Annotated in this window: 8 protein-coding genes; 3 read left to right on the top strand and 5 right to left on the bottom strand. The window is 72.9% G+C overall.

Annotation, left to right across the window (positions count from 1 at the left end; all coding sequences use genetic code 11):
• Positions 1-30 precede the first annotated feature (30 nt).
• From ABZT14_RS22270 to ABZT14_RS22250, 5 genes are read right to left on the bottom strand one after another with little or no spacing between them, the layout of a single operon-like run.
• Entirely contained in the window at positions 31-1,254 is a 1,224-nt protein-coding gene (locus ABZT14_RS22270) for a DegT/DnrJ/EryC1/StrS family aminotransferase (protein WP_356305496.1), read from the bottom strand.
• 15 nt (positions 1,255-1,269) lie between these two features.
• Positions 1,270-2,124, bottom strand: coding sequence for an ABC transporter permease (locus ABZT14_RS22265; protein WP_356305494.1), 855 nt, complete (start codon positions 2,122-2,124; stop codon positions 1,270-1,272).
• Positions 2,121-3,230, bottom strand: coding sequence for an ATP-binding cassette domain-containing protein (locus ABZT14_RS22260; protein WP_356305492.1), 1,110 nt, complete (start codon positions 3,228-3,230; stop codon positions 2,121-2,123). Before ABZT14_RS22260 ends, ABZT14_RS22265 begins: the two co-directional genes overlap by 4 nt.
• A 58-nt stretch (positions 3,231-3,288) precedes the next feature.
• Positions 3,289-4,524, bottom strand: a complete 1,236-nt coding sequence (locus tag ABZT14_RS22255) for a macrolide family glycosyltransferase (RefSeq protein WP_356305490.1) — start codon at positions 4,522-4,524, stop codon at positions 3,289-3,291.
• Between the two features lie 16 nt (positions 4,525-4,540).
• The gene (locus tag ABZT14_RS22250) at positions 4,541-5,293 is read right to left on the bottom strand and encodes an alpha/beta fold hydrolase (RefSeq protein WP_356305488.1); all 753 of its coding nucleotides are present in this window, start codon (positions 5,291-5,293) and stop codon (positions 4,541-4,543) included.
• Between the two features lie 267 nt (positions 5,294-5,560).
• Between ABZT14_RS22250 and ABZT14_RS22245 the strand changes: the two genes are divergently transcribed.
• The 3 genes from ABZT14_RS22245 to ABZT14_RS22235 form a co-directional block, all read left to right on the top strand.
• Entirely contained in the window at positions 5,561-6,889 is a 1,329-nt protein-coding gene (locus ABZT14_RS22245; protein ID WP_356305486.1) for an NDP-hexose 2,3-dehydratase family protein, read from the top strand.
• Positions 6,890-7,000: 111 nt separating this feature from the next.
• Positions 7,001-19,090 carry an SDR family NAD(P)-dependent oxidoreductase gene (locus ABZT14_RS22240; RefSeq protein WP_356305484.1) on the top strand — a complete coding sequence of 4,030 codons (12,090 nt, stop codon included), beginning with the start codon at positions 7,001-7,003 and terminating at the stop codon, positions 19,088-19,090.
• The coding region (locus tag ABZT14_RS22235) for a beta-ketoacyl synthase N-terminal-like domain-containing protein (RefSeq protein WP_356305482.1) at positions 19,090-20,712 on the top strand (1,623 nt) is incomplete at its 3' end. The genes ABZT14_RS22240 and ABZT14_RS22235, both read left to right, overlap by 1 nt.

Below are 20,712 nucleotides of genomic sequence, written 5' to 3'. Positions count from 1 at the left end.
GGCGTGGTGTGGCTGCTCGGTCCTACGGGATCACTGCCGTGTGTCGTCCGTGGTCTCGTACCCGGCTCGTCGTGTCACCTCCCCGCCCCGTGCGACGGCGGTCTGGATCACCTGGCAGATCACCGCGATGTCCTCGGCCGAGACCATGGGGCCGGTGGGGAGGGCAAGCAGTCTGCCGCACAGCGACTCGGCCGCCGGCAGGGAGGGGGTCTGCGGGTGCCGGTACGGGCTCATCAGGTGCAGCGGCTCGAAGAAGTACGGCTTGGCGAGGATGTTCTCCGCGCCCAGTACCCGCAGCAGCAGGTCCCGGTCCAGACCGGCCTCTCCGGGTTCGACGGTGACCATCAGGTAGTGGTGGTTGTTGCGGTGCCGCCAGTCGTAGTCGAGGACGTGCACCCCGGGGATCTCGGCCAGCGCCGCCAGGTAGGCGTGGTGGTTGGCCCGGTTGTGGGCCACGATCTCGTCGAGGGACTCCAGCGAGGTGAGGCCCATGGCCGCCGAGGCCTCGCTCATCTTGCCGTTGGTGCCCACCATGCCGACGCTGCCGTTGTCGTAGAAACCGAAGTTGCGGGCGCTGCGCAGGCGTTGGGCCAGCGCGTCGTCGTCGGTGACGATGGCGCCGCCCTCGAAGCTGTTGACCACCTTGGTGGCGTGGAAGCTGAAGACCTCGGCGTCCCCGAATCCGCCGATCGGCTCGTCGAGGTGGGTGCAGCCCAGGGCCGGGGCGGCGTCGAAGTACAGCCGCACCTCCGCGTCCTGCGCGTACTTCTCCAGCCGCCGTACGTCACAGGCCTGGCCCCACAGGTGCACCCCCACGATGGCGCGGGTGCGGGGAGACAGGCGGCGGCCCATGTCCGCCACGTCGATCAGCCCGGTGACCGGGTCGACGTCGCAGAAGACCGGGCGCAGCCCCCGCCAGGCGGCGGCGTGGGCCGTCGCCGGGAAGGTCAGCGCCGGCATCAGCACCTCGTCCCCCGGTTCGCCGGCGGTCGCCTCGTCGCCGATGAGGAGCTGGAGGCCCACGGTGGCGTTGCACACCGACACGCAGTGGCGGGTGCCGGCCATCTCGGCCACCCGGGCCTCGAACTCCAGGGACAACGGGCCCATGTTGGACAGCCACTCGCTGTCCAGGGCACGGTTGAGCCGGTCCAGGAAGCGTCGCCGTTCGCCCTGGTTGGGCCGGCCGACGCGGCGGTCGTGGACGAACGCCGGGGCGCCGCCCAGCAGCGCGAGGTCCTCTATGCCAGCCTTCACCGTGACACCCCCACCTCAGACCTGACGCCGGTAGGCCCGGATCGCCAGCGGAGCGAACACCAGGGTCATCCCCGCCGTCCAGGCCAGCGTCAGCCACACCGAGTCGCCCAGCGGTCCGCCGGAGACCAGCGCCCGCAGGGCGGTGGTGGCGTGCGAGACGGGGTTGACGTCGGCCCAGGCCTGGAGCCAGCCGGGCATGGTGGTGGTCTGGACGTAGACGTTGCTACCGAAGGTCAGGGGGAACAGCAGCACCCCGCTGAAGAGGTAGACCGTGGCCGCCGAGCGGGACACCAGGCCCACCAGCATCGACAGCCAGGCCAGGCCGCTGCCGAAGACCAGTGCCAGCAGCAGTCCGCCCGCCGCCTGGGGGATGCCGGTCTTGACCTTGAAGCCCTGGAGGGCGCCGATGATCAGCAGGGTCACCAGGCCGGTCGCCACCCGCACCAGGGTGCCCAGCATGTGGCCGACCAACGGGGCGATACGGGCGATGGGCAGGGATCGCAGTCGGTCGAACACCCCGTTGGTGATGTCCTGGTTGAGGCCGGACCCGGTGGCGAGCACCGCGAACACCGAGGACTGCACGATCAGACCCGGCAGGGCGAACTGCAGGTAGGTGCCGGTGTCGCCGGAGATGGCACCGCCGAAGACGTACACCAGCAGCGCGATCATCATCAGCGGCTGCACCACCGCGAAGCCCATGATCTCGCCGGGGTTGGACTTCAGGTGCAGCAGGTTGCGTCCGCACAGGGTCAGGCAGTGCTTGGCGACGGTCACCGGGCCCAGGCGGTGCTTGTGTGGCGCGTACCGGTGGCGGCCCCGGGGACCGCGCTTCCGCTTCTTGGGCGCGGCGGCGTAGTCGACGGTGGTCATTCGCTCCCCCGATCCGGTGTCTGCGCGTCGGCCCGCGCGGCGCCCTTCCTGGGAGCGAAGCCCGGGGGTACGGCGTCCTCGATGACCGGTTCCCCGGGTTCGGCGCCCTCGCCGGCCTTCGCCTCACCCTCGGGGCCGTCGGCCTGTCCGTCCTCGGCCTGTTGGGCCTCCTGGGACTTGCGGCGCCGGCCGGTCAGGGACAGGAAGACCTCGTCCAGACTGGGCTGGCGCAGGGCCAGTTCGCTCACCTCGATGTCCGCCTCGTCCAGGCGACGCAGCACCATGCCGGGCAGGGCGGTGTCGTTGACCCGCACCAGCAGCCGCTTGCCCTCGGGCACCGGGCGGGAGCCGCTGAGGTCGGCCACGATCTGCGAGGTCTTCTCCAGCATGTTCTCGTCGGCGGGGACGATCTCCAACGACTGGCGGTCGATCTTCGCCTTCAGCTCCTCCGAGGTGCCCCGGGCGATGGTCACCCCCTCGTCGATCACCACGATGTCGTCGGCGAGCTGGTCGACCTCCTCCATGTACTGGGTGGTCAGCAGCACCGTGGAACCGGCGTCCACCAGTCCCCGTACGGTCTCCCACATCTCCAACCGGCTCTCCGGGTCGAGCCCGGTGGTGGGCTCGTCCAGGTACAGCACGGCAGGGTCACCGACCAGGCTCACCGCCAGGTCCAGCCGGCGGCGCATACCGCCGGAGTAGGTCGAGGCCTTCCGCGCGCCGGCGTCCGACAGCCGGAACTGCTCCAGCAGGTCGTCCGCGCGCTTCTTCGCCCCCGCGCGGGACAGGCCCAGCAGCCGTCCGACCATGGTGAGGTTCTGTAGGCCGGTCAACTCCTGGTCCACCGAGGCGTACTGGCCGGTCAGACCGATGATCTTGCGTACCTCGTGCGGGCGTTGGGCCACGTCGTGGCCGCACACCCGGGCGATGCCGCCGTCCGGCCGCATCAGCGAGGCGAGGATGCGTACGGCCGTGGTCTTGCCGGCGCCGTTGGGCCCCAGCACCCCGAGGATCGTGCCCTCCTCGGCCTGCAGGTCCAGCCCGTTGAGGGCGGTGACCTTGCCGAACCGTTTGACCAGTCGCTGGGTCTCGATCGCGTAGCTCATGGAGCGTCCACCCCATTTCCCCCGTTCACTGCCGGTGTGAGGTGCTCAGGGCCGCTCCTCATGGGGTCTCCGTGGTCGGTCGTACGGGCCAGGGCGCCCAGGACGGCGGACCGCTGGGCGGCTCCCGCAGCCAGCGGTCGACCACCAGGGCGGCCCGGGACGGCCCGCCCTCGGCGAGCAGGTGCGTCCGCAGCAGGGCGACCTGCCGGCGGATGTCCGGGTCGCTGGCGATCTCCTCCATGGTGGCCCGGAGTTGCGCGGGGGTGAGGGTGTCGCCGGGGAGGGTACGGCCGATGCCCAACTCCTCGACCCGTCGCCCGTTGACCTTCTCCTCCGGGGTGAAGGCGATGATCACCATCGGCTTGCCGTGGTACAGGGCCTGGAGCATGGTGCTGATCCCACCGTGGCAGCTGACCGCGTCCACATGGGGCAGCACGGTGTGGAACGGCACCCACTCGTGCATCTCCAGGTGGCTGCCCCGCGGAGGGTCGGCCGGCAGTCCACCCCGGCCGACGGCCACCACCGCGTGCCACCCACCCTCGGCGAACGCCTCTTCGGCGGCCCGGAAGAAGTCGCGGTGGTCGTTGACCTCGGTGCCCAGGGTGACCAGCGCGCAGCGCCGGGCCGTGGCCGGCCGCTGCCAGGAGCCGGTGCCCGGCAGCTCGGCCGGGAGGCTGTGGCCGACGAACTCGAACCGCTCGTCGAAGGACTCCCCGGCCGGCTGGAACGCCCGGGGGAGCAGCACGAGGTTGCGGTCGTCGTAGTTGCGCAGGTAGGTCCACACCGCGTCGGGGTCGAGGCCCTCCTCGGCGAGGTGGCCGGCCACCAGGTCGATGCACTGCTGCACGTGGTCGGTGGCGCCGTCGAAGACCTCCAGCGCCAGCGAGTACTTCTCGTTGCTGGCGATGTACGGGTAGAGCTGGGCGGTCGGCCGGTCCCAGCGCAGTGCCGCCGTACGCGCGGTGAAGAAGCTCTCCAGGTCGTACAGCAGCAGGTCGGGCACGTCGTCGGCGAGCGCCTCCAGGGTGCGCGGGAGGATCACCTCCATCGACTCGCGGAGGTGGTCCAGCCCCATGGCGCCGATGTCCTCGCCGGTGACCGCCCCGCTGCCGAGCCGGCCCCGCCGCGAGGGGTACGTCACCGCCCGGGCCCCGGCGTCGGTCACCGAGTCGGCGAACGGCTCGTCCAGGACGTAGGTGACCCGGTGGCCCATGGCGACCAGGCAACGGGTCATCTCCAGCGTCGGGTTGACGTGCCCGAAGCCGGGAAAGACGAAGATCGCCACATGCTTCATCGCGGCCCCCCGCCGGTTACCGCGACGCCGCGGGTTCGCCGAGCCGCTCTCGGATCACGGCGAGGACGTCCGCCGCGTGCTCGGTGAGGTAGAAGTGGCCCCCCGGGTACATCCGCAGGTCGAACTCCCCCTCGGTGTGCTCCTCCCAGGCGGCCACCTCGTCCGGGCTCGCCTTGGGGTCGTCCTCGCCGGACATCGCGGTGATGGACGCCTTGAGCCGCACGCCGGGCGGACACTCGTAGGTCTCCGCGGCGCGGTAGTCGTTGCGGATCGCCGGGAGGACCATCCGCAGCAACTCCTCGTCCCCGAAGATCCGTTGGTCGGTTCCGCTCAGTTTCCGCACGTCCGCGATCAGCCCGTCGTCGTCCCGCTCGTGGACCCGCTCGTGGCGGTAGCGGGAGGGGGCCCGGCGGCCGGAGGCGAACAGTCGCAGCGGCTGGTGGCCGGTGCGCTCCAGACGTACCGCGACCTCGAACGCCAGCGAGGCGCCCATGCTGTGGCCGAACAGCGCGAAGGGGCGGTCGACGGACTCCCGGACCACCCGCGCCACCTGGTCGGCCAGTTCGGGGATGTTGTCGACCATCGGCTCGCGGTGGCGTTCCTGCCTCCCGGGGTACTGGACCGCGAGCACCTCGACGTGGGGACTCAGGGCCTGCGCCACCGGCCGGTAGAAGGGGGCCGAGCCGCCCGCGTGGGGCAGACAGATCAGCTGGATGGCTGCCTCGTCGCTCGGGAAGAAGCGCCGAATCCACGTGTCGGTGTCGTTCATCCTTGCCTCTCTGGTAGCGGCCACGGACCAGCATGTCGGCTCTGACGTGCCACGGGGCGTGAGGTCGGCGGGGATCTGAGTGAACACCTAGAGAGGAACCTGCCTTCTATGTCCCCTTCCTGGGGCCGTGTTCCTCTGTACACGACGCCACGGGCAGAGATCCGGTCGCACGGCCGGAAACGGAGCGCACCACGACTCACGAACCGGAGAGAGACTCCTATGTCGCCAACGACCGGACCCGGGGTTCTCCGTCACGAAGACTCCCGGTTGACCGAGCGCCTCGCGGAGTCGGCACGTGCCACCGAAGGCGTCGCCACCAGTCAGGCCGAGTTCGACAAGTGGTTCGACGACCGGTGCGCGAGCCAGTCCCAGCAGGTCACGCCGATACCGTTCGGTGAGATGCGCAACTGGTCGTTCGCCGAGGGCACCGGCAACCTGGTCCACGACAGCGGACGGTTCTTCTCCGTGGCGGGACTGGACGTACGGGTGGACCGGGGACCGGTACGGGAGTGGTCGCAGCCGATCATCCTGCAACAGGAGATCGGCCTGCTGGGCATCGCGGTACGGGAGATCGACGGGGTGCTGCACCTGCTGATGCAGGCCAAGACCGAGCCCGGCAACCCCAACGGGGTGCAGCTGTCACCCACCGTCCAGGCCACCAAGAGCAACTACACCGGGGTGCACCAGGGCCGCCACGTGCCCTACCTGGAGCACTTCGTCGACGTACGCCCCGGCGGGGTGATCGCCGACGTCCTCCAGTCCGAGCACGGCGCCTGGTTCTACCGCAAGCGCAACCGCAACATGGTGATCGAGGTCGGCCCCGAGGTGGAGGCCGGCGAGGACTTCTGCTGGCTGACCCTCGGTCAGGTGCAGCGGCAACTGGCGATCAGCCACCGGGTCAACATGGACGCCCGCACCGTGCTGTCCTGTCTGCCCGGCCCCGAGCTGGGCAGCGGGGTGCACACCAGCACCGAGCTGCTGAACTGGATCACCACCCACCAGGCGATGCCCGACGTGGAGACCTCGGTGGTCGGACTGGACGGGCTCGCCGGCTGGCGGCGCGACGAGGAGCGCATCTCCCACGAGTCGGGGGCCTTCTTCAGCGTCCGGGCGGTGGACGTGGTCGCCAACAGCCGCGAGGTGTCCGGCTGGACCCAGCCGCTGATCGAGCCCCACGGACTCGGGGTGGTCGCGTTGCTGGTCAAGCGGTTCGACGGGGTGCTGCACGCCCTGCTGCGGGCCCGGATCGAGCCCGGGTACATCGACGCCATCGAGCTGGCACCGACGGTGCAGGGCACCCCGGAGAACTACGCCGGCTTCCCGGAGGAGGAACGTGAACCCTTCCGGGAGGTGGAACGCCGACTGGCCCAGGACCGGGTGCTGTTCGACGCGGAGATGTCCGAGGAGGGTGGGCGCTTCTACCACTCGCGCAGTCGCTATACGATCATCGAGGTCGGCGCGGAGTACCCGGACCAGGAGCCGCCCGGCTTCCGTTGGGTGACCGTCCCCCAGCTCGCCTGGCTGCTACAGCACCGGCACTACCTGAACGTACAGGCCCGCAGCCTGGTGGCCTGCCTGCGCGCGGTCACCGGCTGACAGGTCACGGGCTCGGTGTGCGTGTCCGCCGTCGCCGACGCCGCCCCCCATGCCAAGTGGCGCGGACACATCAAGATCGCGGAGTAGGCGGGAGCACTACGACCCATGGACATGGCTCAGGTCCCTGACTCGGGCAACGGCCACCGCAACGAGCCGGTCGCCATCGTGGGACTGTCCTGCAGACTCCCCAAGGCCCCCGACCCCTCGGCCTTCTGGAAGCTGCTGTGTGACGAGGTCAGCGCCATCACCGAGGTGCCCGAAGGGCGCGAGCCCGCCGGGGGCCGCTGGGGCGCCTTCCTGGACCGGGTGGAGGAGTTCGACGCCGACTTCTTCGGCGTCACCCCCCGCGAGGCGGCCGTACTGGACCCCCAGCAGCGGCTGATGCTGGAACTAGTGTGGTCCGCCCTGGAGGACGCCCGCACCGTTCCCGCCACCCTGCGCGGCAGCGCCACCGGGGTGTTCGTCGGCGCCATGCGCGACGACTACGCCCTGCTGCTGAGCCGCGCCGGCCAGAGCGGTCGCGCGGAGGTCAACCACCACGCGATGACCGGCGTCAGCCGGGGCCTGATCGCCAACCGCGTCTCCCACTTCCTCGGACTGCGCGGCCCCAGCATGGTCATCGACGCCGGCCAGGCGTCCTCCCTGGTCGCCGTGCACAACGCGGTACGGAGCCTGCAGCGGGGCGAGAGCCGGCTCGCCGTGGCCGGCGGCGTCAACCTCCACCTGGCGGCCGAGACCGCCACCCTGGCCGAGGAGTTCGGCGGCCTCTCCCCGGACGGCCACTGCTACACCTTCGACGCCCGCGCCAACGGCTTCGTCCGTGGTGAGGGCGGCGCCGTACTGATCCTGCGACCGCTGTCCGACGCCGTCGCCGCCGGCGACCGGGTCTACGGCGTCATCCGGGGCGGCGCGGTCAACAACGACGGCGGCACCGACGGGCTCACCGTCCCCAGCCAGAGCGCCCAGGCGGAGGTGCTGCGCCAGGCGTACGCCTCCGCCGACGTACCGCCCGCCGCCGTGGGGTACGTCGAACTGCATGGCACCGGCACCCCGGTGGGCGACCCGGTCGAGGCCACCGCCCTGGGCGAGGTCCTCGGCTCCGCCCGGGACGCCGACCAGCCCCTGCTGGTGGGGTCGGTCAAGACCAACCTCGGCCACCTGGAGAGCGCGGCCGGGGTCACCGGACTGGTCAAGGTGCTGCTGGCGCTGCGCCACGAACGGATACCCGCCAGCCTCAACTACGAGAGCGGCGCCCCCGAACTCCGGCTGGAGGAACGCCACCTGCGGGTCGTGGGGCAGGCCGTGGAGTGGCCCCACACCGACCGGCCCCGGGTCGCCGGGGTCAGCGCCTTCGGCATGGGCGGCACCAACTGCCACCTGGTCGTCGAGGAGGCCCCCACCCCCGAGACCCCGCTGCCCCTCCCGCCCCCGGAGCGGAGCACGCCCCCCGTCGTACTGCCCTGGGTGCTGTCGGGACGTACCGACACCGCGCTCCAGCAGCAGGCCGCCGCACTGGCCGAAGTCGTCCACGACGCCGACCCGGTGGACGTCGGCTGGTCCCTGGCCACCACCCGTACCCCCTTCGAGCGGCGCGCGGTGGTCACCGGAGACCACGGCCCGGGGCTGGCCGCCCTCGCCGACGGCGACCCCGCCGCCGGGGTGGTCTCCGGCGCGGCCGGACCGGTGGGCCTCACGGCCTTCGTCTTCCCCGGACAGGGGGCCCAGTGGGTGGGCATGGGGCGGGAGTTGCTGGCCGCCTCCGCCGTGTTCGCGGAAGGGGTGGCGGAGTGTGAGCGGGCGTTCGAGGGGCTGGTGGACTGGTCGCTGACGGAGGTGCTGCGGGGCGAGGGTGAGGCCGCCTCGCTGGAGCGGGTGGACGTGGTGCAGCCCGCCTCCTTCGCGGTGATGGTGTCGCTGGCGCGGCTGTGGCGGTCGTACGGGGTGGAACCGGACGCGGTGGTCGGCCACTCCCAGGGCGAGATCGCCGCCGCCTGTGTGGCGGGGACGCTGTCGTTGGAGGACGGCGCACGGGTGGTGTGCCTGCGTAGCAGGGCGATCGCGGAACTGGCCGACCCGGGGGCGATGGCGTCGGTGGACCTGCCGGCCGACGAGGCCGAGGCGTTGCTGGAGCCGTGGGCGGACCGCGCGGCGGTGGGTGTGGTGAACAGCCCCTCGCAGGTGGTGGTTTCGGGTGCCCCGGACGCTGTCGAGGCGGCGTTGGCCGAGTGCGAGCGGCGCGAGGTGCGGTGCCGTCGGATCGCGGTGGACTACGCCTCCCACTCCCCGGCCGTCGACGTCCTCCGGGACCGGCTGGCTGAGGAACTGGCCGGGATCACCCCCCGGGTGGGCCAGGTGCCCATGATGTCCTCGGTCACCGGCGACTGGGCCGACCCGCTGGCCCTGGGGGGCGCCTACTGGTTCACCAACCTCCGGCAGCGGGTGCGGTTCGCCGACGCCGTACGCCACCTCGCCGACGAGGACTACGGCGTGTTCGTGGAGTGCTCCTCCCACCCCGTGCTGGTGGCGGCGGTGCAGGCCACCTGCGAGGAGTCCGGCAACGAACCCGACGTCAGCGTGGGGTCCCTGCGCCGTGACGAAGGCGGCATGGACCGGTTGACCGCCGGGCTGTCCGAACTGTGGGTGCGAGGAGCCGACGTCGACTGGGAACAGGCCTTCGCCGACGCGCGACCGCGCACCGTCGACCTGCCCACCTACCCCTTCCAGCACCGCCGGCACTGGTTCGACACCGTTGCCGCCGACACCGACGAGACCACGGCCCACACCGCGCTGGTCCGACTGGCCGAGGCCGACCACGACGAACGCCCGCGCCTGCTGCGGGATGTGGTGCGCGCCCACGCCGCCGCCGTACTGGGCCACGGCGAACCCGAGGCGGTCGCCCCGGCCACCACCTTCAAGGACGCCGGCTTCGATTCCCAGTCCTCGCTGCAACTGCGCGGCAGGCTGTGCGAGGTGCTGAACCTCAGCCTGCCCAGCACCGTACTGTTCGACCACCCCACCCCGGACCGGCTCGCCCGCTGGCTGTCCTCCCGCCTGCCCACCACCCTCCAGGCGCCCCCCGCCCCCGAGCCCACCCCCGCACCCGACCGCACCCCGGCCCAGGCCACCGACCGCGACACGGCCGAACCCGTCGCCATCGTCGGCATGGGCTGCCGGCTGCCCGGGGGAGTACGGGGGCCGGAGGACCTGTGGCGCCTGGTACTGGACGGCACCGACGCCATCTCCGCCTTCCCCACCGACCGTGGCTGGGACCTGGGCCGCCTCTTCGCCGACTCCGAACAACCCGGAGGCTCCAGCGTCGACCAGGGCGGGTTCCTCTACGACGCCGGCGACTTCGACGCCGAGTTCTTCGGTATCTCGCCCCGCGAGGCGTTGGCGATGGACCCCCAGCAGCGGCTGCTGCTGGAAACCTCATGGGAGGCGCTGGAGCGGGCCGGCATCGACCCCTCGACCCTGACCGACACCCCCACCGGGGTGTTCGTCGGCGCCATGGCCCAGGAGTACGGCCCCCGGCTGCACGAGGCCAGCGACGGTGTCGAGGGCTTCGCCCTGACCGGCACCACCAACAGCGCCCTGTCCGGCCGCATCAGCTACGTCCTCGGACTCCAGGGCCCCTCCCTGACCGTCGACACCGCCTGCTCCGCCTCCCTGGTCGCCCTGCACCTGGCGGTACGCGCCCTGCGGTCCGGCGAGTGCACCCTCGCCCTGGCCGGAGCCGCGACCGTGATGGCCCGCCCCGGCATCTTCGTGGAGTTCAGCCGACAGCGCGGCCTGGCCCCCGACGGCCGCTGCAAGGCCTTCGCCGACGACGCGGACGGCACCGGCTGGTCCGAGGGCGTGGGCAGCCTCGTACTGGAGCGGCTGTCCGACGCCCGCCGCAACGGCCACCCCGTACTGGCCGTCCTCTCCGGGACGGCCGTCAACTCCGACGGCGCCAGCAACGGGCTGACCGCCCCCAACGGCCCCTCCCAGCAGGCCGTGATCCGCCAGGCGCTGGCCGACGCCGGGGTACGCCCCGAGCAGGTCCACGCGGTGGAGGCACACGGCACCGGCACCACCCTCGGCGACCCCATCGAGGCCTCCTCCCTGATCGAGGTCTACGGCAGCGCCCACAGCGCCCAACAACCCCTGTGGCTGGGCTCGTTGAAGTCCAACATCGGCCACGCCCAGGCCGCCGCCGGTATGGCCGGCGTCATCAAGACCGTGCTGGCCCTCCAACACCAGACGCTGCCCCGCACCCTGCACGTGCGCACCCCCAGCCAGCACGTGGACTGGTCGGACCAGACCGTACGGCTCCTCACCGAGCCGGTGCCCTGGCCCACCGGGGACGAGCCCCGCCGGGCCGGCGTGTCCGCCTTCGGCGTCAGCGGCACCAACGCCCACGTCATCCTCAGCGAGGCGCCCCAACCGGACCAGGCCGAGCCCACCCCCGTCGAGCAGGAGTCCGGCCCCCTGCCGTTCGCCCTCTCCGCCCGCAGCCCACGGGCCCTCGGCGAGCAGGCCCGACGGCTCCGCGCCGCCCTACGCCGCGAGGGCGCCCCACGACTGGCCGACGTCTCCCACACCCTGGCCCACCACCGCGCCCACCTGCCCCACCGGGCGGTGATCATCGCTGACGGCACCGCCGAGCTGGACCCGGCGCTGGCGGCGCTCGCCGAGGACGGCGAACACGCCTCCCTGCTGACCGGCACCCCGGCCGGGGACGACCCCCTGGGCCGCCCGGTGTTCGTCTTCCCCGGCCAGGGCGGCCAGTGGCAGGGGATGGCGGTGGAACTGGCCGGTTCCTCGCCGGTGTTCGCGGAGGCGTTGGCCGAGTGTGAGGCGGCGCTCGGCGAGTTCGTGGACTGGTCCCTGTCGGAGGTGCTGCGGGGCGAGGGTGGTGACGCCAACCTGGAGCGGGTGGACGTGGTCCAGCCCGCCCTGTTCGCGGTGATGGTGTCGTTGGCGCGGTCGTGGCGGTCGTTCGGGGTGGAGCCCGGGGCGGTGGTGGGTCACTCGCAGGGCGAGATCGCCGCCGCGTGTGTTGCCGGCGCGCTGAGCCTGCGCGACGCCGCCCGGGTGGTCTGCCTGCGCAGCCGCACCCTGCTGGGCCTGGCCGGGCAGGGCACCATGGCCTCGGTCTCCCTGCCGGCGGCCGAGGTGGCCGAACTGATCCGGCCCTGGGGCGACCGCATCTCGCTGGCGACCCACAACGGCCCGAGCACCGTGGTGGTCTCCGGCCAGACCGAGGCCGTGGCCGAACTGCTCGCCCAGTGCGAGCAGCGCGCCATCCACGCCCGGGGCATCCCCGTGGACTACGCCTCCCACTCCGCCCACGTCGAGTCACTGCGCGACGAACTCGCCGAACTGCTCGCCCCGGTCACCCCCCGGCGCGCCGACGTCCCCTTCTACTCCACCGTCACCGCAGGCGTGCTGGACGGCACCGAACTCACCGGCGACTACTGGTACCGCAACCTGCGCGGCACCGTCCGCTTCGAGGAGGTCACCCGACTCCTCGCCCAGGACGGCCACCGCGTCTTCGTGGAGACCGGCCCCCACCCCACCCTGGGCATCGCCGTCCAGCAGACCCTGGAGGACGCCGGCGTCCGCGACGGAGCCACCCTCGGCTCGCTGCGCCGCGACGAGGGCGGCCTCGACCGGTTCCTGCGCGCCCTGGGCGAGGCCCACTGCCTCGGCCTGCGCCCCCGCTGGTCCACCCTCCTGGACCGCCACCAGCCTCGTACCGTCGACCTGCCCACCTACCCCTTCGAACGGCGCCGCTACTGGTGGACGCCGCCTGCCCCCCGCCCCGAGGACGCCGCCGCACCGACGCCGGCCGACGGCGCGGCCTCCTGGCGTTACGACGTCACCTGGCGCCCCCTGCCCGAACCGGACGCCCAGGTGCCCGGCGGCAGTTGGCTGGTACTCACCGACACCGTCGAGGACGAGCCCCAGCGGCAGGTCCTGGCCGCCCTGCGCGACGCCCGGGTGGACGTACTCCACCGCCCCCTGCCCGAGCGGACGCCCCGGGCGCTCCGTGAGGCCCTGGCGGACACCGGAACCGTCGACGGGGTGCTGTGCCTGCTCACCCCCGCCGAGGGAGTCGGGCCCGCCACCCAGGTCGAGGCCCTCGGCGGACTGCTGCGCGCCGCCGAGGACAGCGGACTACAGGCCCCGGTGTGGTGCGCCACCCAGGGCGCGGTCCGTACCGGCCCCTCCGACGCCCCGCCCGACCTGAGCCAGGCCGCGCTCTGGGGCGCCGGACGGGCCGCCGCCCTGGAGCACCCCGACCGCTGGGGCGGCCTGATCGACCTGCCCACCCGCTGGGACAGCCGGTGTGGGGAGCGACTGGTCGCCCTGCTGGCCCGAGCCGGTGACACGCCCGGGCAGGTGGAGGACCAGGTAGCCGTCCGGGCCTCGGGAGTGCTGGCCCGGCGCCTGGTACGCGCCAGCCGGGGCCCCGCCCAGGACACCTTCACCCCCCGGGGCACCGCCCTGATCACCGGGGGCACCGGCTCCCTGGGGACGCGCCTGGCCCGCTGGCTGGCCGAACAGGGCGCCCCCCGGGTGCTGTTGGCCAGCCGCCGGGGCGGCACCCCCGAATCCGCCGCCCTCGCCGAGGAGTTGGCGGAGCAGGGCACCGAGGTGGTCACCGTCGCCTGTGACACCACCGACCGGGACGCCCTCGCCACGCTGCTCGCGGACATCGGTACCGAGCAGCCCCTCAGCTCCGTCTTCCACGCGGCCGGGGCCGTCGCCCTGGGCCGGCTGGACGAGGTGGACGCCGAGGAGACCGGCACCGTACTCGGCGCCAAGGTGGACGGCGCCGTCCACCTCGACGAACTGCTCGCGGACACCCCGCTCGACGCCTTCGTCCTGTTCTCCTCCATCAGCGGCACCTGGGGGGTGGCCGACCACGGCACCTACGGCGCCGCCAACGCCTGCCTGGACGCCCTCGCCCAACGCCGCCGCGCCGAGGGACGGACCGCCACCTCGATCGCCTGGGGCCCCTGGGGCGGCGGCGGCATGATCGACGAGAGCCGTTTCGCCGGGCTGGCCGCCACCGGGCTGCCGGTGCTGGACCCCGAGCGGGCCATGGAGGCCCTGCGGCTGGTCCTGGACCACGACGAGACCGCCCTGGCCGTGGCCGACGTCGACTGGGACCTGTTCGGCCCGGTGTTCACCAGCTCCCGGCCCAGCCCCCTGCTGGCGGAGCTGTACGCCCCGCCCGCCTCCGAGGACGACCCGGACAGCCAGGAGCCCAGCGCCGGGTTCCGGTCCCGGCTGGACCAACTGCCGGCCGGCGAACGCCGGGAGGCCGTCCTCACCCTGGTACGTGAACACGCCGCCCGGGTGCTCGGCCACGACGGGGCCGGAGCCGTCGACAGCGACCGGGCCTTCCGGGACGTGGGCTTCGACTCGCTCACCGCCGTCGAACTGCGCAACCGGTTGGTGAACGCCACCGGCCTGACGCTGGCCACCACCCTGGTCTTCAACCACCCCACCCCGTCCCTGCTCGCCGACCATCTGTACGAGCTGCTGGGCGGCGCCCCGGCCAGCGAGGGCGCGGTGACCGTCGCCCGGTCCGCCGACCCCGACGAACCCCTGGCGATCGTGGGCATGGCCTGCCGGCTGCCCGGTGGCGTCGCCACCCCGCGGGACCTGTGGCGCCTGCTGACCGAGGGACGCGAGGGCGTCGGCGGCCTGCCCCAGGACCGTGGCTGGGACCTCGACTCCCTCTACGACCCCGACCCGGCACGGCACGGCACCTCCTACACCCGGGCCGGCGGGTTCCTGCCCCGGGCCGGCGACTTCGACCACGAGTTCTTCGGCGTCTCCGCCCGAGAGGCCCTGGCCATGGACCCCCAGCAGCGGCTGCTGCTGGAAGCCACCTGGGAGGCCTTCGAGAACGCCGGCATCCTGCCCGCCGACCTGCGCGGCACCGAGACCGGGGTGTTCGCCGGCGCCCTCACCCCCGACTACGGCCAACCGCACGGAATGCCCGGCGAGTTGGAGGGCTACCACGTCACCGGCAGCGCCCCGAGCGTCGCCTCCGGCCGCCTGGCGTACACCTTCGGCCTGACCGGACCGGCCATCACCGTGGACACCGCCTGCTCCTCCTCCCTGGTGGCCCTGCACATGGCCGCCCGCTCCCTGCACTCCGGTGAGTGCCAGGTCGCCCTGGTGGCCGGCGCCTCGGTGATGTCCACCCCCGGCCCCATGGTCAGCTTCAGCCGCCAGCGGGCCCTGTCCGAGGACGGCCGCTGCCGTTCCTTCTCCGAGGACGCGGACGGTTTCGGCATGGCCGAGGGCGTGGGCGTACTGATCCTGGAGCGGCTGTCGGACGCCCAGCGCCACGGCCACCGGGTGTGGGCCGTGGTGCGGGGCTCGGCGGTCAACCAGGACGGCGCCTCCAACGGGCTCACCGCCCCCAACGGCCCCTCCCAGGAACGCGTCATCCAACAGGCCCTGGCCAACGCCGGGGTCACCGCCTCCGAGGTCGACGCGGTCGAGGCGCACGGTACGGGCACCTCGCTGGGTGACCCGATCGAGGCCCAGGCCCTGCTGGCGACCTACGGCCAGGACCGTCCCGACGACCAGCCGTTGTGGCTGGGCTCGTTGAAGTCCAACATCGGCCACACCCAGGCCGCCGCCGGGGTCGCCGGGATCATCAAGATGGCCCTCGCCCTGAGCCACCGCACCCTGCCCCGCACCCTCCACGTCGAACGGCCGACCACCCAGGTCGACTGGGAGTCGGGCCGCGTACGGCTGCTGGCCGAGGAACAGGACTGGCCCGAGGGCGACCGACCCCGGCGCGCGGCCGTCTCCGCGTTCGGCATCAGCGGCACCAACGCCCACGTCATCCTGGAACAGGCACCCCAGGAGCCGGAGACCGCCCCCGCCACCCAGGACCGACCGGCCCCGACCGTGGTGCCCTGGCTGCTGTCCGCCCGCACCCCCCAGGCCCTCGGCGAACGGGCCGGCGCGCTGATCCCGCTCACCGGGGACACCGCACGTCTCGCCGACATCGGCCACGCGCTGGCGACCACCCGTACCCACTTCGAGCAGCGTGCCGTCGTCGTCGGCGACCTCCACGCCGGGCTGACCGCCCTGGCCGAAGGCAGGCCCGCCTCCCAGGTGGCGTCCGACGTGGCCGGGCCCCTGGGTCGGCCGGTGTTCGTCTTCCCCGGCCAGGGTGCCCAGTGGCAGGGGATGGCGGTGGAACTGGCCGGTTCCTCGCCGGTGTTCGCGGAGGCGTTGGCCGAGTGTGAGGCGGCGCTCGGCGAGTTCGTGGGCTGGTCCCTGTCGGAGGTGCTGCGGGGCGAGGGTGGTGACGCCAGCCTGGAGCGGGTGGACGTGGTCCAGCCCGCCTCCTTCGCGGTGATGGTGTCGTTGGCGCGGTTGTGGCGGTCGTTCGGGGTGGAGCCCGGGGCGGTGGTGGGTCACTCGCAGGGGGAGATCGCCGCCGCGTGTGTGGCCGGCGCGCTGAGCCTGCGCGACGCCGCCCTGGTGGTCTGCCTGCGCAGCCGGCTGATCACCGCCGTGGCCGGCGACGGCGGCATGGCCACCGTCGCCCTGCCGGCCGACGAGGTGGAACGGCTGCTGCCCGAGTACCAGGACCGCCTGTCCCTGGCCGCCTCCAACGGCCCCCGCTCCTCGGTCGTCGCCGGGGACCGCAAGACCGTGGAGGAGTTCGTGGAGGCCCGCAAGGACAGCGACGTCCGCGCCAAGCTCATCGCGGTCGACTACGCCTCCCACTCCCACCACGTCGAGCCCATCCTCGACCAACTGGCCCGGGAACTCCTTCCGTTGCGGCCCATGGCGCCCCAGGTGCCGTTCCTGTCCACCGTCACCGGCGAGTGGATCGAGGACGCCGACCTGGACGCCGCGTACTGGTGCGACAACCTGCGCCAACCCGTGCGCTTCGACCAGGCCGTACGGACCCTGGCCGACGGCGGCTACGGCCTGTTCGTGGAGAACAGCCCCCACCCGGTACTGCTCGCCGCCCTGGAGGAGGCCGTCGAGGACAGCGAGCAGGCCTACGCGGTCGGTTCCCTGCGGAGGGACGACGGCGGACTCGACCGCTTCCTGCTCTCCCTCGGGCAGGCCTGGGCCCGGGGCGCCTCGGTGGACTGGACGCCGGCCCTCCCGCCCACCAGCGCCCCCGTCGACCTGCCGACCTACCCCTTCCAGCGTCGCCGGCACTGGATCGAGCCACCGGAGGCGGTCACCGCCCGCACCGACCGGGCCACCATCGACGGATGGCGGTACCGCACCCGCTGGATACCGGTGGACCCGACCGGCGCCAGCGAACTGCCCGGCGACTGGCTGGTCGTCGCCCCCGAGGACGCCGCCGAGCTGTCGGCCACCGTCGAGGCCGTCGTCAAGGGCCTCACCCACCACGGGGCGACCGTGCACCGGCACACCGTGGCCGAACTGCCCGAGGCCCTCTCCCGGCTGTCCGTCCCCCCAGCCGGCGTCCTGTCGCTGGTCTCCCTGGACGAGCGCCCGGTGGACGGCCAACCCGTTGCCGTCGGACTGGCCGAATCGGTCGCGGTGGTACGGGAGTTGGCCTCGGCCGCCCCCGACACCCCGCTGTGGATGGCCACCCGGGGCGCGGTGCGGGCCGTCGACGGTGACACCGTCGGCCACCCCCTCCAGGCGCCGGTCTGGGGGCTGGGCACGGTACTCGGCCTGGACGAGCCCCAGCGCTGGTCCGGCCGGATCGACCTGCCCGCCACCCTGGACGAACCGGCCGTCGAGCGGCTCGCCGAGGCGCTGGCCGCCGTCACCGGGGAGAACGAGGTGGCCGTACGGGCCGACGGGACGTACGCCCGCCGACTGGTGACCGACCCGGCCGGCGACGCCAGCCCCTGGCGCCCCCGCGACACCGTGCTGATCACCGGTGGCACCGGCGCCCTCGGCGCCCACGTAGCCCGCTGGGCGGCGGCGAAGGGGGCGTCACACCTGGTGCTGGTCTCCCGCCAGGGGCCCGAGGCGCCCGGGGCGGACGCCCTGCACGAGGAACTCACCGCCCTCGGGGCCGAGGTCACCCTCGCCGCCTGCGACGTGGCGGACCGGGAGGAACTGGCCGCCCTGCTGGACGGCCTCCCCGAGGACCGACCGCTGCGCGCGGTGGTGCACGCGGCCGGGCTCACCCAGGACGAGGTTCCGGTGGCCGAGCTGACCGTCGAGGAACTCGCCCGCACCGCGCGGGTGAAGATCGACGGCGCGCGGAACCTGGACGCACTCACCCGGGACCACGAACTGGACGCGTTCGTGCTGTTCTCCTCCGGCGCCGGCACCTGGGGCGAGACCGGCAAGGGCGGCTACGCCGCCGCCAACGCCTACCTGGACGCCCTGGCCGAGAACCGACGGGCCCGTGGACTGCCCGCCACCTCCGTCGCCTGGGGCGCCTGGGGCGGGGGCGGCATGGTCGAGGGCGAGGTGGCCGACCTCCTCACCCGCCGGGGCACCCGACTGATGCGCCCCGAGCTGGCCGTACGGGCACTGGCCGACGCCGTCGGCAACGGCGACACCTGCCTGGCCGTCTCCTCCTTCGACCTCAGCCGCTTCCTGTCCCTCTACACCATGTCGAGGGAGCGGCCCCTGGTCGCCGAGCTGCGCGCCGGTCAGACCGCGAACGCCACGGCCGACGAGGAGCCCGAGTCCACCGACGCGCGGCCCGAGGGCGACCTGGCGAAGCGGCTCGCCGGGCTCAGCCAGGAGGAGCAGGACCAGACGCTGGTGGACCTGGTCCGCCGGGAGGCCGCCGCCGTACTCAAGGCCGAACGGCCCGAGGAGATCAAGCCTCGGAAGGCCTTCCGGGAACTGGGCTTCGACTCCCTGACCGCGCTGGAGTTCCGCAACCGCATGAACGTCGCCACCGGGATGCGGCTGTCGGCGACCCTCATCTTCGACCACCCCAACCCCTCGGTGCTCGCCCGCTACCTGCGACGGGAACTGACCGACGGCGCCAGCAGCGTGCCCGCTGACCTGGACCGTCTGGAGGCCTCCCTCGCCGCGCTGCCCACCGAGGCATGGGCGGAGCTGGACGTCGCCGACCGGCTGCGTACCCTGCTCCGACGCGCCGAGCAGGGAGCCACCGGCGAGAGCGGCACCACGGAGGAGGCCGACGAGGACCTCACCGCCGCCAGCAACGACGAGATCTTCGACCTGATCGACCGGGAGTTGGGCATCTGATGAGCGCCGGCGCCAACGAACAGCGGCTACGCGACTACCTCAACCGGGTCACCACGGATCTGCGGAGCACCCGCAGGAAGCTGCGTGAGCTGGAGGACCGGCAGCAGGAGCCGATCGCGATCGTCGCCATGAGCTGCCGCTTCCCCGGGGGCGTCGCCACCCCGGAGGAGTACTGGGAGCGCATAGCCGCCGGTGAGGACCTGGTGGGCGAGTTCCCCACCGACCGTGGCTGGGACCTGGAGCGGCTGTACCACCCCGACGCCGACCACCCCGGCACCAGCTACACCCGGTACGGCGCCTTCCTCACCGACGCCGCCCAGTTCGACGCGGACTTCTTCGGCATATCCCCGCGTGAGGCGCTGGCGATGGACCCCCAGCAGCGGCTGTTGCTGGAGACCTCCTGGGAGGTCTTCGAACGGGCCGGCATCGACGTGGAGACCCTGCACGGCGAACGCGCCGGCGTCTTCGTGGGCGCCAGCGACCAGGACTACGGCTCCTCGGTACGCACCGCCCCCGAGGGGGTCGAGGGACACCTGCTCACCGGTGGCTCCGGCGCCGTACTGTCCGGCCGCATCGCCTACACCCTGGGCCTGGAGGGCCCGGCGGTGACCGTGGACACCATGTGCTCCTCCTCCCTGGTGGCGCTGCACCAGGCGATCCAGGCCCTGCGGTCCGAGGAGTGCTCCCTCGCCCTCGCGGCCGGTGTCACCGTGATGGGTTCCCCCCGCAACTTCACCGAGTTCAGCCGTCAGGGCGGCCTGGCCGTCGACGGCCGCTGCAAGGCGTTCTCCGAGGACGCGGACGGTACGGGGTGGGGTGAGGGTGTCGGCGTGCTGCTGTTGGAGCGGTTGTCGGACGCCCAGCGCAACGGTCACCAGGTGCTGGCCGTGGTCCGGGGTTCCGCCGTCAACCAGGACGGTGCCTCCAACGGGCTCACCGCCCCCAACGGGCCGGCCCAACAGCGGGTCATCCGCCAGGCGTTGACCAACGCCGGGGTCACCGCCTCCGAGGTCGACGCGGTCGAGGCACACGGTACGGGTACCCCCCTGGGTGACCCCATCGAGGCCCAGGCCCTGCTGGCCACCTACGGCCAGGCCCGAGCCGACGGCGACCCGCTGTGGCTGGGAACCGTGAAGTCCAACATCGGCCACACCCAGGCCGCTTCGGGTATGGCCGGCATCATCAAGATGGTCCTGGCGATGCGGCACGGGCTGCTGCCCCGGACCCTCCATGTGGACACCCCCTCCACCCATGTGGACTGGTCAGCCGGCGCGGTGAAGTTGCTGGCGGAGTCGCGTGACTGGCCCGCCGGCGACCGGACGCGCCGCGCCGCCGTCTCCTCCTTCGGGGCGAGCGGCACGAACGCGCATGTGGTGTTGGAGGAGGCGCCCGAGCCCGCGGTGGTGGTCGAGGGCGAGGTGGTGGAGTCCTCGGAGGGGTCTGCTTCTGGGGCTGTGGAGTCTTCGGGTTCGGTTTCCGGGTCTTTGGTTTCTGGTTCTGCTGGTTCTGGGTCTTCTGGTTCTTGGCCTGTGGTGCCGTGGGTGGTGTCGTCGCGGTCTGGTGGGGGTTTGGAGGGTCAGGCGGGTCGGTTGTTGTCGGGTGTGGGTGGGTTGTCTGGGGTG

The sequence above is a fragment of the Streptomyces sp. NPDC005438 genome, assembly GCF_040606315.1.
Classification (GTDB): domain Bacteria; phylum Actinomycetota; class Actinomycetes; order Streptomycetales; family Streptomycetaceae; genus Streptomyces.
Note: the sequence above shows the minus strand (reverse complement) of the source record. Positions and strands in the feature narration are given on the sequence as shown.